Below are 14,483 nucleotides of genomic sequence, written 5' to 3'. Positions count from 1 at the left end.
CGAACTTTTCTAAAATCACCTCCTACAGAGATTTCAGGTTGTAGGTGGGAGCGATTTTACATCGCGATCTTTTAACCTAACCTCAATGCAATAAACTCGGCGAGTTTATCAACGGCATGGGCGGACTCTTGGGTGTTTTTGACTAGGCTGATACCAATTTGCCCGAGCTTGGGTAATATTTGGGTTTGGGTCTGATAAGGCAATTCCGTAGGAACAGTGCTTTTGGCCAGCACAGTGATCCCGAGCCCCTCTTTTAAAGCTGCAGTAAGGCCGGTTAAATCGGCATTACTGTATACAATACGGTATTGCAAGCCAGCTTGTTGCAGCGCTTCAATAGCGCGGCGGCGATAGATACAGCCTTCTGGTGCGGTAACTAAAGTGACAATCGAATGCTGCGCAAGCGATAAATCGCCAACCCAGACTAACTGATCTTGCATAAACACCGGATACTTGGACGAACTGAGCTCTTCGTTAAGCGCCAACACTAAATCAAATTGATCTTGCCTTACCACAGAAAGTAAGTGTTTACTCAGCCTTGATTTAACTTCAAGTGCAACATCGGGATATAAAGACACAAAATCACCAATAATTGAGGGTAAGATCCGTGCAGCAAATTCACTGGGAATACCCAACCGCACTCTGCCTGTGACACTTTCAGAGGTAAATTGCTGAATAATTGCATCGTTTTGCTGCAGCATTTGTTTGGCAAGTGGCAAAAGCAGCTCGCCATATTGATTTAATATCTGCCGCTGTCCTTGTTTTTTAAACAGCTTGCAACCGAGCATGTCTTCTAAGCGTTTAATTTGCAAACTAACAGCGGGCTGAGACAAGCCTAGTAGCTCGCCAGCCTTGGCAAAGCCACCGACATCTACCACAGTGACCAGCGTTCTTAATCCATCAATCGATAAGTTTTTCATATAAGGAAATGCAATTTATAAAACCCAAGTACATTAATATTATTTATCAATTGATAAGTAAATACAATTTGTTGTTGAGTTTGCGCATCCTTATACTTTTGCTCATCGAAATTTCACTAAGGTAGTGCCATGAGCGTCACGCCAATTATCTTTGCAAAGCACCGTCAGGGCAGTGTTCCGACGCAAAACCATTACAAACCAACGGATGCTGTTGTGGTGCTGGACTTCAGTGGCTTTGAAACCACGCCTTTTTTAAGTCAAATTCTTACCCTTAATCTAAATAAATTAATGGCGCCAGGCTTGGGCTTTCAGGGCAAGCTAGACAGTGGCGAAAATTTTGCCGTGTACTATTTTAGTGAAACTGCTTACCGTTTTGTTGTCAGTGAAAGAGCTGCCACTGAGCTTGCAACATTGATTGATAATCATGCGGATGAGTTTGATATTGAACTGGTACGTCGTCACGACTTAGCCGCAGCAACCTTAAGTGGTGAGCTTGCGTTTGAACGTTTGATTCACGACTTTACGTTAACACCAGGCCTTAGGATTTCAGACAAAAATGCCTGTTATGGCAAACAAAGCGGCGAAGTATTTATTACAACCTTGCTGGTGGACGAACAGCAACAATACCAGTTGATTGCACAAGCTGCTGTGTTAGATAAGTGGCAAACAACGCTTACTGATGCTGGTTTTAAACTCGTTTCATAAATTCCGTGCAGTTATCGAAAGTACGATAACAATAACCCCCTCAGTGCCCAATATAAGTTGCTGAGTAAAAAAGTGAAGGATAAGTATGACTTCTAAAACAGTACTACACGCTAAGCACCTAGAAGCTGGCGCAAAAATGGTAGACTTCCACGGTTGGGAAATGCCAATCAACTACGGCTCACAAATTGAAGAGCACCATGCGGTGCGCCAAGACGCGGGCATGTTTGATGTTTCACACATGACGATTGTTGATATCGAAGGTGTAGACGCTAAAGCATTTCTACAAAAACTAGTTGCAAACGATGTAGCTAAGTTAACAGTGGCTGGTAAAGCGCTATATACCGGTATGCTAAACGAGCAGGGTGGCGTGATTGATGACCTTATCATTTACTTCTTCACTGAAACGCAATACCGCCTAGTGGTTAACTCTGCAACACGTGAAAAAGATCTTGCACACATTAATGCTGTGGCAGCCGGTTTTGACGTGACAGTGACAGAGCGCCCTGAGTACGCAATGATTGCGGTACAAGGACCAAATGCAATTGCGAAAACAGCGACTATTCTAGACGAACAACAACAAGCGGCCGTAGCAGGTATGAAACCTTTCTTCGGTGTGCAAGCTGGCGACCTTTTCATTGCAACAACAGGTTACACCGGAGAAGCTGGTTATGAGATCGTAGTGCACAACGACGGTGCTGCGGACTTATGGCAAAAATTATTAGACGCAGGTGTGCGTCCAGCTGGCTTAGGTGCACGTGATACGCTACGTTTAGAAGCGGGCATGAACCTTTATGGCTCTGATATGGACGAAACGGTTTCTCCGCTTGCGGCGAACATGGCATGGACTATCGCTTGGGAGCCAGAGGATCGTGACTTTATTGGCCGTGCAGCTATTGCTAAACAGCGCGCAGAAAAAAGCACTGACAAGTTAGTTGGTCTAGTCCTTGAAAGTAAAGGTGTGTTGCGCGGTGGCTCTAAAGTTATCGTAGAAGGTGGCGAAGGTGTTATCACTTCTGGTACATTCTCTCCGACTTTAGGCTTTAGTGTCGCGCTTGCGCGTGTACCTCGTTCAGTTGGCGAGACCGCACAGGTTGAAATGCGTAAGAAACTAGTTGATGTTAAAGTAGTTAAGCCAAGTTTCGTTCGTAACGGCAAGTCAATTATCTAATTTTAAGAATAACATTGGTGTCGCTCACGGGGCGTCATCACAATCGACCAAAGGAACAAAAAAATGAGCAACATTCCTAGCGAGTTAAAGTACGCTACTTCACACGAGTGGGTTCGCGCTGAAGGCAATGGCGAGTACACAGTAGGTATCACTGAGCACGCACAAGAACTTCTAGGCGACATGGTATTCGTTGAATTACCAGACGTAGACGATGAAGTTGACGCGGGTGAAGACTGTGCAGTTGCTGAGTCTGTAAAAGCAGCATCAGACATCTATGCACCAATCGGCGGTACTATCATTGCGGTAAACGAAGACCTAGAAGATGCGCCTGAGACTGTAAACAACGATGCGTACGGTGACGGTTGGTTGTTCCGTATTAAAGCGTCTGACGAGTCAGAATTAGACAATCTACTAGACGCTGAAGGCTACGCAAATTCAATCGACGAAGACTAATTTGTTGATAGTAATAAAAGCCCCTTTTTAGGGGCTTTTATTGTTGCTTTTTGAGCAAGGGTGCTTGCTCAAGGTATGACGAGTTCATACCAACGTTTTTAGAATACTGCCGTTACCAAGGTATCTTTTTTAGATAAAAACAGTATTCACCTTTTTCATTTGGATCATAGGAACCTGGACTAATGTCAAACGCCAAATCTCTTGAACAGTTAGAGCAAAAGCAAGATTTTATCCGTCGCCATATCGGGCCAAGCCCAGCACAGGTGAGTGAGATGCTAAGCGCTCTTGGAGTATCTAGTGTTGAAGAGCTGATCGGTCAAACTGTACCTGCTTCAATTCGCTTAGAAGAGGGCTTACAGATCGGTGAAAGCCGCACAGAAGTGGAAACCCTTAGCTACCTGAAATCAGTAGCGAGCAAAAACAAGGTTTTCAAATCTTACATCGGTCAAGGCTATCACCCAACTCATGTACCTAATGTTATTTTACGTAATGTACTTGAGAATCCGGGTTGGTACACGGCTTACACCCCTTATCAGCCAGAGATTGCGCAGGGTCGCTTGGAGTCGCTACTTAACTTCCAAACGCTGACTATGGACATTACCGGCCTTGATCTTGCCAGTGCATCACTACTTGACGAATCAACCGCAGCCGCAGAAGCAATGGCGCTTGCAAAACGTGTATCTAAAGCGAAAAAAGCAAACACCTTCTTTATTGCAGACGACGTACATGTACAAACTATTGACGTAGTATCAACGCGTGCTGAGCAGTTTGGTTTTGAAATCGTAGTAGGCCCTGCTAGCGACGCTGCTAACCACGACATTTTCGGCGCGCTATTCCAGTATCCAACAACATCAGGTGAAGTGGTTGACGTTACTGACCTAGTCGCACAAGTACAAGACAAAAAAGCGATTGCCTGTGTTGCCGCAGACATCATGAGCTTAATGCTACTTAAAGCACCAGGTAAACTAGGTGCAGACGTAGTGCTTGGCTCTGCACAGCGTTTTGGCGTACCTATGGGTTACGGTGGTCCACACGCGGCATTCTTTGCCACGCGTGATGCTTACAAGCGTTCACTACCAGGCCGTATTATTGGTGTGTCTAAAGATCGTTTAGGTAACGACGCGCTACGTATGGCGATGCAAACTCGTGAACAGCATATCCGCCGTGAGAAAGCGAACTCAAACATCTGTACTGCACAGGTGTTACTTGCGAACATGGCTGCGTTTTACGCGGTTTACCACGGCCCTCAAGGTCTTAAGATCATCGCTGAGCGCATTAATCGCCTTGCAAGCATTCTTGCCACCGGTCTTAAAGCAAAAGGCGTAGCACTTAAGCATGATACTTGGTTTGACACCATTACGGTTACAGCGGACGACGCTGACAAACAAGCAGTTGTGGCGCGTGCAGTAGCAAAAGGCGTGAACTTTGCCCTTAACCATAACGGCGAATACTCTATTGCAGTAAACGAAACCACAACGCGTGCGGACGTAGCTGAGCTATTTGATATTATTCTAGGTGACGACCATGGCCTGAATGTAGATGCGCTAGACGCACAAGTGTCAGGCGAGAACATCACAGGTATTCCTGCAGGCTTAGTGCGCGACGACGAAATTTTAACGCACGCAAACTTCAACAGCTATCACAGCGAAACCGAGATGCTGCGTTATATCAAGCGTCTTGAAAACAAAGATTTAGCACTAAACCACTCAATGATCTCATTGGGCTCGTGTACCATGAAGCTAAACGCGACCGCTGAAATGATCCCAGTGACTTGGCCTGAGTTTGCAGAGCTACACCCGTTCTGCCCAATCGACCAAGCAGCGGGTTACAAGATCATGATGACTGAGCTGCACGACTGGCTTGTGAACATCACAGGTTACGACGCAGTATCACTACAGCCAAACTCAGGTGCACAAGGTGAGTACGCAGGTCTTATTGCTATCCGTAAGTATCATGAGTCTCGTGGTGAAGGTCACCGTAATATTTGCTTGATCCCAAGTTCAGCGCACGGTACAAACCCAGCGTCTGCACAAATGGCAAGCATGAAAGTGGTTGTGGTTGACTGTGATAAAAACGGTAACATCGATATAGAAGATCTACGCGCGAAAGCCGCTGACGTAGCTGAAAACCTATCGTGCATCATGGTAACTTACCCGTCTACACACGGTGTATACGAAGAGTCTATCCGTGAAGTATGCGACATCGTGCACCAGCACGGCGGTCAAGTATACATGGACGGCGCAAACATGAACGCACAGGTTGGAGTAACCAGCCCAGGCTCAATCGGCTCTGACGTATCACACTTAAACCTGCATAAAACATTCTGTATTCCACACGGTGGCGGTGGCCCAGGTGTTGGTCCTATTGGCGTTAAATCGCACCTTGCGCCATTTATGCCTAACCACAGCGTGATCAATGTAGAAGGCACAAACGTAGGCAACGGCGCGGTTTCTGCGGCACCTTACGGCTCTGCAGCTATTCTACCGATCTCGTGGGCATACATCGCAATGATGGGCAGTGAAGGCCTAAAACAAGCAACAGAAATGGCAATTGTAAACGCTAACTACCTAACGGCGAAGTTAAGCGAGCACTTCCCAATTCTATACCGTGGCCGTAACGACCGTGTTGCCCACGAGTGTATTGTTGACCTACGGCCACTGAAAGAAGCCACAGGCATTACCGAAATGGACGTTGCTAAGCGTCTACAAGACTACGGCTTCCACTCTCCAACAATGTCGTTCCCAGTAGCGGGCACACTTATGGTTGAGCCAACGGAATCTGAGTCTAAGGTAGAAATCGACCGCTTTATCGAAGCCATGGTTTCTATCAAAGGTGAAATCGACAAGATTGCATCAGGCGAGTGGTCTATTGAAGATAACCCATTAGTATTTGCGCCACACACGCAAGCTGACGTACTAAGCAACGACTGGAACCGTGCATACGACCGTTTTTACGCTGCATTCCCAGTACCAAGCGTAGCAAAAGACAAATTCTGGCCAACGGTAACCCGTATCGATGATGTGTACGGCGACCGTAACCTAATTTGTTCTTGCCCCGCAGTTGATACTTACCGCGACGCGTAAGAGGTTGTAAGTCGCGCTTTTGCGCGACTTAGCTAATATTGAAAAGCCGCCCTTTGCAAAAGGGGCGGCTTTTTTTTGGGCGTGGATGTGGTGGAGGCTCGTGTCTGGGAGCGGCTTTACGCCGCGATCCCTTATAGCGACGAATAACTGCGACTTCACACTAAATCTTTGTGTAGGTCGCCATTTATGACGACAAATAATATGCCTCTTTGTTTTTGCCTTCCCGGCGAAGCGACATGAGGTAAAGTTTAGAGCTGGATTCAAAAATAAGTCACGACATAAAGTCGCTGCTACAAATTGTTCGTAGCCTTAAATAGCAACCATGGTAAATAATTGAATGCTGCGTAACAAATCCAAGTGGACAGCGTGTTGTAATACGTTGTTGAAAGTAAGTATCGATAAAAGGTACTATGAGGATAGTTCTCAGCACTTAGCGCTCAGATTAGCTGCTGCGACATAAAAGCTTAGGTTAGATTGTCTGCTTTTCTCGTATCGCCGTGTGGTGTTTGCGGCTATCGCGATTTATAAGGTTTAAAAATGATTCCAATAAATAATTCAATTGTTTCCGCAGTAGCATTGTCGGAAATAAATGGCGAAACAAAAATGCTATTGATGAAGCGTACGAAAGGTGGCTTCTGGTGTCATGTTGCAGGCTCAATGGAAGAAGGCGAATTACCTTGGCAAACCATTGTTCGAGAGTTTTATGAAGAAACTCAGATAGAAGTAACTGATCTGTACAATGGCCAATTTTTAGAGCAGTTTTATGCATCCTATTCCAACGTTATTGAGGTCATTCCTGTATTTGTAGTCAAATGTCCAGCCAATCAAAAAGTGGTTCTAAATGATGAACACACCGACTTTGAATGGTGCAATTTAGAAGAAGCTTTGAAGCTCGCACCTTTTCCAGCGCAGCACGCAGTGTTCAAACATGTATGGGAGTACTTTGTAGATAAGCCTATTAACGAGCTTTTTCGTATAAAGCTTGGCTAATGAGTTGTTCGGCAAAATTAAAAATTGGATTTAAAAAAGTCATTGCTACATGTTGTTTGTAGCCGCAAATGGCAAGCATCAAAAGCTCGCGGCGTAAAGCCGCTCCGACTAGATCAACTTCTGCTTGGTGTAAAATAGCTTAGTCCGCTGCTTATGGTCGGCAAGGCAATATAAAAGTAAAGTTGAAGAGCGGATTTAAAAAAGTCACAGCTACATGTTGTTTGTAGCCGCAAATGGCAAGCATCAAAAGCTCGCGGCGTAAAGCCGCTCCTTCGCGTGCACTTATCGCTCTAGTGGACGGTAATAGGGAGATCGTTTACCACTAATGATTGGCCATTTTGCTGAGCACGAAGAAAGCTCGCAGCCAATACGTCGTTGGGTAGGGTACTGATGTCGTCAACGGTTTCGACCATACAAAATGTAATGGACTCCCAGCCTAAATCTTTAATAAAGGCCTTAAGTTTGCTGATGTTATCTTCATAGTTTTCATCTGTGGTCAGCAGGCCGATGGAGTGTTTATTGCCGAGTTTGTATTTTCCTTGCTGAGTGATGGCGCATTTAGCGTAACCGCTCAACACATAAACTGTATTTGTGCTTTTGTTCATATTGGTAATGTTTTTTGGCTGAATTATGATTTTGATTTCCTATGCATCTTTTAAACCAAGCTAGTAAATATCGCTTCGCTGTTTTCTTATGTATTGAAAGTATTGAGAAAAATTATTAGTGATTTGTCTTGGGTGTTGCTCCCACAAAAGGTGTCAATTTTTTATGAGACTGAATGATAGGGGTTGCGCTTATGTTTACCGCTGTGTCGAAATCAAAGGGAATGGGTGTATTATTTGTCGCCATAAATGGCGACCTACGCGGGAGGCGTAAGGTTGTGCTGCGAAATGCTGGCTTTGCTTTCTTTGTTTTGACAAGTTGTCTTTAAATTATCTCGTTAACCTTGTTGCTGGTACGATGAGTTGTTACTCTCAAGTTCAATAAACAAAATTAAAGGCAATATCATGCAGGAGTTTTTAGAAAAGTTTGCAATCACCACCAAAGTGAATGTGGTATGGGGAGAAATGGATGCGTTGGGGCATGTGAATAACGTGTCGTATTTTCGCTATTTTGAAACTGCGCGAATCGATTTTTTGACTCAAACGGGCTTACTTTCGGTATTATCAGAGCCTACCCATAGTCCGGTTTTGCGTGATACGTACGCGCAATATAAACGACCCGTCACTTTTCCAGATACCTTGCATATTGGTTCATATATCACTGATATCAAAGAAGATCGTTTTACCATGCGCTACGAGGCGTTTAGTGAATCGCAACAAGCAGTATGCACAACGGGGTATGCGAATGTGGTGATGTTTAATATGAAAACAGGGAAAAAATCGCCAATTCCAGAGAATATGCTGAGCATTTTAAAGCAGTATGAAATGGAGTGATATTTAAGCTTTTTTAAAGCTGTAGTTAACCTAATCAATTATATTTTTGGGGGCAAGTAACAACGTTTGGCTCTTATAAATAAAGTGATTGCTAAGTGAGCGTTTTTAAGTGGTTTCGCTACTGTTGCAATCACTTTATCAAGTAACTCGACATAGAATACAGGTTGAGCTAACTTTCTAACCTCAGTCAACTTGAAGGGCCTTATCAGCCGCATTTAAGCCCATATTTAGCATCACTAAATAGACTGACTACTAAGCTATTGAACCGCTTTCAAATTGACTACTTATCTAAAAAAGTGAAAGAGTTTTGCCATCCTATATTCTATCGAATAGTGATGTGCCGTAAGCTTTTTCTAGCCTGGTAAGTTAGGATACACTACGGCATAGTGCGTTTTTCCTGACTTTTTGTTGAAAGCCGTTACTACAGAGCAGTGAAAAAACTGCCAAGGTGTAAGGTTTCCTTCTATCCAATCCTTTAAGTGGTTTTCACCAACAGAAAGGTGTTCATGTGCTTTATAGTTAGTTTGTGTTGATTTCCAGGTTATATTTGCGGGCACAGAAGTTTTAACATCAATTTTGTTTCTACTGTATATAACTAACCCTTGAATATGGCCTGAGTCAGAATGCCCTGAAGCCGAGTATTTATTACAGTAACCATTTGTGCTGCCAATAATATTATTTATAGTATTCTCTAACGCATTTGCACCAGTCTTTGTGGATTTAAAGCCATGTTTTCCTAAGCTTAGTTGTTTTCGGGTAAGCTCTTCTGCGGTGATATATTCTCCCTGCTTTTTAAGCAGATCTGAATATGTCTCAAAGTTCTTTTCAATAACATCAGAATATATATTTGCATCGAGTTTTTTAACTACTTCCTCTAGAATGCTAATTAACTCTCCATAGTAATCTTTAGATTTAGCTATTTCATCTTGCTCCACAAAATCCTCTTTGTGTTGTAATGCTAGCGCTAAGTCACTTTCTATTTTTTTATAAAGCTCTAGGTTTTCTGACACTTTATAAGTTTCAAGTGCGTATTTTACGTCACCTACACGATTGATTAAGTCTTCATGGGTGTGAGAGAGGTAAGGGGCGTATTCATCGATCATAGCAGGGGCATGAGATACATCTCTTTCAGCAACTTGATTAACCAGCGCTAATAGTCCAGGAATATCTTGGGAATCAATCTTCACATCTTTTAGGTTTGTGTCGTATGTGGCAACAGCTTTGAGCTCTTTACACTTTTCAGAAAAAGATTTGCCAGAGCCAATTGAGCCTCCTCCTGTGCCATCATCTGTTGTGATTGAGGCTTTTATATCGGTTTTTGCTTTTTCTGCTTCTGCCTTTGAGTCAAATTCAAACTCAAATAAAACGTAGCAGTAAAGGCCATGCGTTTGACCTTTTAAATAGGCACTCCCATAGTCTTTATAAAACATACTCGGGCTTTGTTTATAGACCTCATTTGCAGCAGCGTTCGGTTCTTCTAACTCAAGTTGCCGAGTTTTACCCTCCCGCCTTGCACAAGCGAGAAAATACACATATCGTGAGCTTCTTTTCATTTCTAGTGTATTGCTGTGTTTGTGACCAAAGCTAAAAAATCCCAAATTAATCGATAAACCACTTTTATGAGTGGTGATTTCATGTAGTTGCTTGGAATCTTCGATGCACTTTATAGTGGCCGTTAATTCATATTCACCACGCGTTGGTATCTCTTTAATAAATTCTTCTAATTTACTGTACGGACCGAAAGGCGATGACTTTCTGCTGGCAGTGATAGCAGAAGCACCAGTTCCAATGGTTGCTAATCCGGCAGTGGTTTTTAATGGTGGTTGATTTGATAATTCATTGAGTTTCATGTTTGTTCCTTAACTTTTAAATTGAATATTCAATGGCTATCCATTACTTCATCAAGCGATGGATCAGTTATGTGTTGCGTAATGTACTTAGTGGTTGAGTACTATTGTATTTTGCAATCTTGTTGATTATTGTTTGTTATTTTGTTTGTTTCTATTACATTGCATTACAACATAAGGGATCTGTTGAAATGGCCGGAGGCATCATATAAAAGATTAAGAGGATATTGCTTTTCAACGCATCAGCTCGAGTACATGGGCGCTTTACGATAAGCTTTTACCATTATTAAGTGAGAGAAGTAAGTCATGTCGACAGTAACCGCAAAGCAGAACATAAAAGCCATAGTGGCCGCGATTAGAGCGGAAGAGCAGTCGCTTCGATCGCGTTATCCTATTTTAAACTGGCAAAACAGCATTGCGATGGTGATTTTGCTGTTGTCGTTAAGTGCGCTAATTGGCGTTGCCTTGCTCTACTATTTTGCCATTATTCCTGCATGGTTATGTGTTCTGTTGGCGGCCTTCATAACTTCAATTTCTCATGAGCTTGAACACGATTTGATCCATAGGCAGTATTTTAGTAACCGTCCGCTGATTTATCATTTTATGATGCTGGCAGTGTGGATGATGCGGCCAAATACTGTCAATCCATGGTATCGAAGACGCATTCATTTACATCATCATAAAGTATCCGGCACAGAGCAAGACCTAGAAGAGCGCTTGGTAGGTAATGGCATTCGGTCTCCTTGGCTACGAGCTGTGGTGGTCAGCGATGGGTTACTTGGTTTGTTGATTAATGCCAAACGGTTTAGTCGAGAAATCAATGGTTTTAAATTTTTACAGGTATTTAATGCTGGCTTTCCGTTTGCCACGGCTTATTTTGTGACCTTGTATGGTGTGATTGCCTATTACACAGTGCAATGGGTACAGCCATTTGCATTGCCCAAGTGGGGAGCTGAGCTACTTGCGGTTGCTGAGTTTTTCATGGTGGTGCTAATTATACCTAATGTTATCCGTTCAGCGTCTTTAAACCTCGTAACATCTTCCATGCATTATTACGGTGGCGTGAGTAACATACTGGAGCAGACTCATGTGATCACCAGTCGCTGGTTTTTACCGTTTCAGTTGTTTTGCTTTGACTTTGGTCGCACGCACACAATTCATCACTTTGTGCCTAATCAACCATTTTATATTAGACAGTTAATCAGTAAAAAAATACGCCCGATTATGGCGCTGCATGGCGTGCGTTTTAATGATTTAAAGAGTTTAAGGCATGCAAATCATTACCCTATTGAAAAGCCTGCTGCTAAAAGTTAGACAATCACTATTACTACATGTTTTATGGTAGTGAGCGCTTATAAGGGGGCGGGAAGCCGTTAATCTTTGGTTACCCAGTTCGTTTTTGCTTGGACAATACTCATGCCAAATGTCGCACGGAATGTGCGGCTTAGGTGTGCGCCATCAGAAAACCCTGCGATGTATGCCGCGTCAGTTGCTGAGCATCCTTTTATTAAAGCTTGTAGTGCGCAGTTTAGTCTGCGCCATAAAAGAAATGGACGCCAAGCTATCCCAATTTGAGCCTTAAAAAGGTGAAGAAATCGGCTTTCACAGAGGTGGAGTGTCTGTGCGACGTCAGCTGCGCGCCAGTGCTTTGGTTTGATACACTCAGCGGCAAAGCAAGTGTTTAACTCGTTGAGCAAGCATTGAATTCGTCTATCTGTAACGAGGCTTTGGTTTAATCGAAGCGAGGTGCTGTCTATCGATAGAGATTGAAAAAGAGGAGATAGGCGGTCGTAAGCCTCCTCTTTATCTTTAGGTGAACGCATACTTTTGTCAGCACTATCATCAACATGCAAAAAAGGTTGCGCTTTTAATAACGTTGTAAGCTGCTCTCCTAACCGGCTGGTGGGCTCAACTAACACTATCCATCCTTTTTGTATTCTCAGACAGTGGCTTTGTTTTGAAGCAATAATGGTCAAGCCATGTAACGTGTTGCCACTTAACTCGTACGTGTGTCCATGTTGCGGCCAGATGACTTGCAGCGCAACATGTTGGTGATAATCCGCGTCTATGTGCGAGCCATAAATAAGCACCACGCCCACGTCTATCCATACTGTAGGTACTATCACAGCATTTGCCCCTTGGGTTGTATTTTGAGTTCCATAGTAATGTGCAGTGAGGCTCCTTACAACTTGCCTCAGGGCGTTATTGCGCGGCGGTTATTTCAGGTGCTGTGCTAAATCGTCGGGGATTGCCATTGGTTTGAATGGGTTCACATTGGTGCCACCAGTATTCCCTTTGGGGATCCAGATTTTAGAAAATAACATCGCAGCAATAATTCGGGCTATTTGTCCTAATATTTCTTTTTTATTCTTTGTTTTGTAACCAAGCTTAAGCATCCACCAATGGGATTGGGTGTGCGCAATCACAAAGGATTGCCCCAGAATATGTGCTCTTTCTAAGTGATAAAAACAGTCGCTATACTGGGCGTGTTGATAGTACCTGTTGGTTGCGGCCATTTCCGCTTGAAATGCTAACTTTAATGCAGGCTTCATGGAAGGTGTCCTCTTCGCTTATCCGGTTGCTGTGGATTTTTTATCAGCAAGTTTCAGTGTTTTTGCTTAGCTTAATGTTACGCGCAAACTGCTCAGGTTAATTGAATAAACTGGTTATATGTTTGTGCTTCTTGGCTACAACATACTCCTTTGCCCATACAACCTGGCCATTTTTGATCACCGCAACACTTAAGCCTGGTAGCTTATGTTTAGTCATTGAGGTCATTATGCTATGAGGTTGGTATTGCTCTGTGGTGATGCGAACATGCGGGTAGAGGTTAGAGGCGATATGTTCAATTTTATGGCTATTGGCTTGGCTTTGCTGTGGCAAAAGCCAAGCCGCCAACATTGCTAAAATTGAGAGCTGATATTTCATTATTCTTCCTTAATTTATTATTGTTTTTGAAATATATACGTTTTTCTGTAGTTGTAATTAGGGGAGGTATTTAGAGTGGGTGGCTGTGTGGGTGACGAAGACGACAAAGAGCGGCCTATTCGATGTGAGCCGCTCTGAGTAAAAGTTAAGTTACAATCAGGCGATTATTTGTGTCTCTACTGGTGAGGATCTGCTCGGCATTAAATTCTACTGAGCGCTTTGCCATGCGGTCATATAACAGCACGTTGACGGTGGCGGCTAAGTTCATGCAACCGGTGGTTGGTACGTACACTACGGCGTCTGCTGCATCAACAAGTTCTTGTGGTAGGCTGCCATCCTCTGGGCCAAAAATGTATAGCGCATCACTAGGGTGAACAAACTGAGGTAGGGGGGTGGCGCCTTCAACCAATTCTACACATACGAGTGCACGACTGGGGGCTTTTAACGAAATAAAGTCATCAACATGTTTGACGGTAATGTTATTGGCAATATTTTTAGTATCAGTGTGGTACTTGGCCGCTTTTGCATAACGATTGCCATTGAAATAGATAGCCTGAGCTTCATAACAGCCCGCAGCTCGCAATACTCCCCCGACATTGGTAGGTGATTTAGGGTTGACTAATCCAATTGCTGCAAACGATTTGCTCATACTTTTCTATTCTCACTAAAAGGCAGTGTTACCACCATAAAACGCTAATGGTGATTGTATCATGTATTACCGTATTTGGACTCTTTGCGATTATAAGATAGAGCTTTCAAAGCTCGTAGCTGCCATATATTCGGCCTTTTATGAGCGGGTTTATCCGTTCTAGCCCCAATGGACATAGCCTCCAGTATCTTTTCAACTTCGACGGCTGCTAATGGCGCTTGGTATAACTCACTTCTAACATCGAGTTCAGGTTAATTAGCGCTGTGTCAGTGTATTGTAATACCACTTTGACTTAATACTTGCTCAA

The 14,483-nt window shown here is 43.5% G+C and carries 14 protein-coding genes; 7 read left to right on the top strand and 7 right to left on the bottom strand.

Features of this window, described 5'->3' with window-relative positions:
- Positions 1-71: 71 nt before the first annotated feature.
- Positions 72-917, bottom strand: coding sequence for a LysR family transcriptional regulator (locus D9603_RS20840; RefSeq protein ID WP_128732763.1), 846 nt, complete (start codon positions 915-917; stop codon positions 72-74).
- Positions 918-1,046: 129 nt separating this feature from the next.
- On the opposite strand from D9603_RS20840, the gene D9603_RS20835 reads away from it, so the two are divergent.
- From D9603_RS20835 to D9603_RS20815, 5 genes are all read left to right on the top strand, one after another.
- Positions 1,047-1,622, top strand: a complete 576-nt coding sequence (locus tag D9603_RS20835; protein ID WP_128732762.1) for a hypothetical protein — start codon at positions 1,047-1,049, stop codon at positions 1,620-1,622.
- A gap of 85 nt (positions 1,623-1,707) precedes the next feature.
- Positions 1,708-2,790: a glycine cleavage system aminomethyltransferase GcvT gene (gene gcvT / locus D9603_RS20830; RefSeq protein WP_128732761.1), complete on the top strand. Its 1,083-nt coding sequence runs from the start codon at positions 1,708-1,710 to the stop codon at positions 2,788-2,790.
- 63 nt (positions 2,791-2,853) lie between these two features.
- Entirely contained in the window at positions 2,854-3,243 is a 390-nt protein-coding gene (gene gcvH, locus D9603_RS20825) for a glycine cleavage system protein GcvH (protein ID WP_125250416.1), read from the top strand.
- A gap of 182 nt (positions 3,244-3,425) precedes the next feature.
- Complete coding sequence (gcvP, locus tag D9603_RS20820; RefSeq protein WP_128732760.1) at positions 3,426-6,326, top strand: aminomethyl-transferring glycine dehydrogenase; 2,901 nt, start codon at positions 3,426-3,428, stop codon at positions 6,324-6,326.
- A gap of 537 nt (positions 6,327-6,863) precedes the next feature.
- Entirely contained in the window at positions 6,864-7,316 is a 453-nt protein-coding gene (locus D9603_RS20815) for an NUDIX domain-containing protein (RefSeq protein ID WP_128732759.1), read from the top strand.
- A gap of 290 nt (positions 7,317-7,606) precedes the next feature.
- Here the strand turns inward: D9603_RS20815 and D9603_RS20810 are convergent, their stop codons facing one another.
- The gene (locus D9603_RS20810; RefSeq protein ID WP_128732758.1) at positions 7,607-7,921 is read right to left on the bottom strand and encodes a hypothetical protein; all 315 of its coding nucleotides are present in this window, start codon (positions 7,919-7,921) and stop codon (positions 7,607-7,609) included.
- 402 nt (positions 7,922-8,323) lie between these two features.
- Here D9603_RS20810 and D9603_RS20805 point away from each other — a divergent pair, with 402 nt between their 5' ends.
- Positions 8,324-8,752: a thioesterase family protein gene (locus D9603_RS20805; protein ID WP_128732757.1), complete on the top strand. Its 429-nt coding sequence runs from the start codon at positions 8,324-8,326 to the stop codon at positions 8,750-8,752.
- 353 nt (positions 8,753-9,105) lie between these two features.
- On the opposite strand, the gene D9603_RS20800 is transcribed toward D9603_RS20805, so the two are convergent.
- Complete coding sequence (locus D9603_RS20800) at positions 9,106-10,602, bottom strand: hypothetical protein (protein ID WP_128732756.1); 1,497 nt, start codon at positions 10,600-10,602, stop codon at positions 9,106-9,108.
- A gap of 303 nt (positions 10,603-10,905) precedes the next feature.
- Here D9603_RS20800 and D9603_RS20795 point away from each other — a divergent pair, with 303 nt between their 5' ends.
- Positions 10,906-11,913, top strand: a complete 1,008-nt coding sequence (locus tag D9603_RS20795; protein WP_128732755.1) for a fatty acid desaturase — start codon at positions 10,906-10,908, stop codon at positions 11,911-11,913.
- 59 nt (positions 11,914-11,972) lie between these two features.
- Here D9603_RS20795 and D9603_RS20790 read toward each other — a convergent pair whose 3' ends face one another.
- From D9603_RS20790 to D9603_RS20775, 4 genes are all read right to left on the bottom strand, one after another.
- Complete coding sequence (locus D9603_RS20790; protein ID WP_241651737.1) at positions 11,973-12,725, bottom strand: helix-turn-helix domain-containing protein; 753 nt, start codon at positions 12,723-12,725, stop codon at positions 11,973-11,975.
- Between the two features lie 90 nt (positions 12,726-12,815).
- Positions 12,816-13,151 (bottom strand): DUF3703 domain-containing protein, encoded by a 336-nt coding sequence (locus D9603_RS20785; RefSeq protein ID WP_128732754.1) that lies wholly within the window; start codon positions 13,149-13,151, stop codon positions 12,816-12,818.
- A gap of 97 nt (positions 13,152-13,248) precedes the next feature.
- Positions 13,249-13,527: a hypothetical protein gene (locus D9603_RS20780; protein WP_128732753.1), complete on the bottom strand. Its 279-nt coding sequence runs from the start codon at positions 13,525-13,527 to the stop codon at positions 13,249-13,251.
- A 145-nt stretch (positions 13,528-13,672) separates the two neighbouring features.
- A complete protein-coding gene (locus D9603_RS20775; RefSeq protein ID WP_128732752.1) occupies positions 13,673-14,176 on the bottom strand; it encodes an RNA methyltransferase in 504 nt (167 codons plus the stop codon).
- Positions 14,177-14,483: the final 307 nt, after the last annotated feature.

Source organism: Pseudoalteromonas sp. PS5, from assembly GCF_004103255.1.
Taxonomy (GTDB): domain Bacteria; phylum Pseudomonadota; class Gammaproteobacteria; order Enterobacterales; family Alteromonadaceae; genus Pseudoalteromonas; species Pseudoalteromonas peptidolytica.
Note: the sequence above shows the minus strand (reverse complement) of the source record. Positions and strands in the feature narration are given on the sequence as shown.

Excerpts from the sequence above, each read along its gene's own strand:
- D9603_RS20810 (WP_128732758.1), bottom strand. The coding sequence starts at position 7,921 with ATGAACAAAAGCACAAATACAGTTTATGTGTTGAGCGGTTACGCTAAA.
- D9603_RS20780 (WP_128732753.1), bottom strand. The coding sequence starts at position 13,527 with ATGAAATATCAGCTCTCAATTTTAGCAATGTTGGCGGCTTGGCTTTTG.
- gcvP (WP_128732760.1), top strand. The coding sequence starts at position 3,426 with ATGTCAAACGCCAAATCTCTTGAACAGTTAGAGCAAAAGCAAGATTTT.
- D9603_RS20805 (WP_128732757.1), top strand. The coding sequence starts at position 8,324 with ATGCAGGAGTTTTTAGAAAAGTTTGCAATCACCACCAAAGTGAATGTG.
- D9603_RS20775 (WP_128732752.1), bottom strand. The coding sequence starts at position 14,176 with ATGAGCAAATCGTTTGCAGCAATTGGATTAGTCAACCCTAAATCACCT.
- D9603_RS20840 (WP_128732763.1), bottom strand. The coding sequence starts at position 917 with ATGAAAAACTTATCGATTGATGGATTAAGAACGCTGGTCACTGTGGTA.
- D9603_RS20785 (WP_128732754.1), bottom strand. The coding sequence starts at position 13,151 with ATGAAGCCTGCATTAAAGTTAGCATTTCAAGCGGAAATGGCCGCAACC.
- D9603_RS20800 (WP_128732756.1), bottom strand. The coding sequence starts at position 10,602 with ATGAAACTCAATGAATTATCAAATCAACCACCATTAAAAACCACTGCC.
- D9603_RS20835 (WP_128732762.1), top strand. The coding sequence starts at position 1,047 with ATGAGCGTCACGCCAATTATCTTTGCAAAGCACCGTCAGGGCAGTGTT.
- D9603_RS20795 (WP_128732755.1), top strand. The coding sequence starts at position 10,906 with ATGTCGACAGTAACCGCAAAGCAGAACATAAAAGCCATAGTGGCCGCG.
- D9603_RS20815 (WP_128732759.1), top strand. The coding sequence starts at position 6,864 with ATGATTCCAATAAATAATTCAATTGTTTCCGCAGTAGCATTGTCGGAA.
- gcvH (WP_125250416.1), top strand. The coding sequence starts at position 2,854 with ATGAGCAACATTCCTAGCGAGTTAAAGTACGCTACTTCACACGAGTGG.
- gcvT (WP_128732761.1), top strand. The coding sequence starts at position 1,708 with ATGACTTCTAAAACAGTACTACACGCTAAGCACCTAGAAGCTGGCGCA.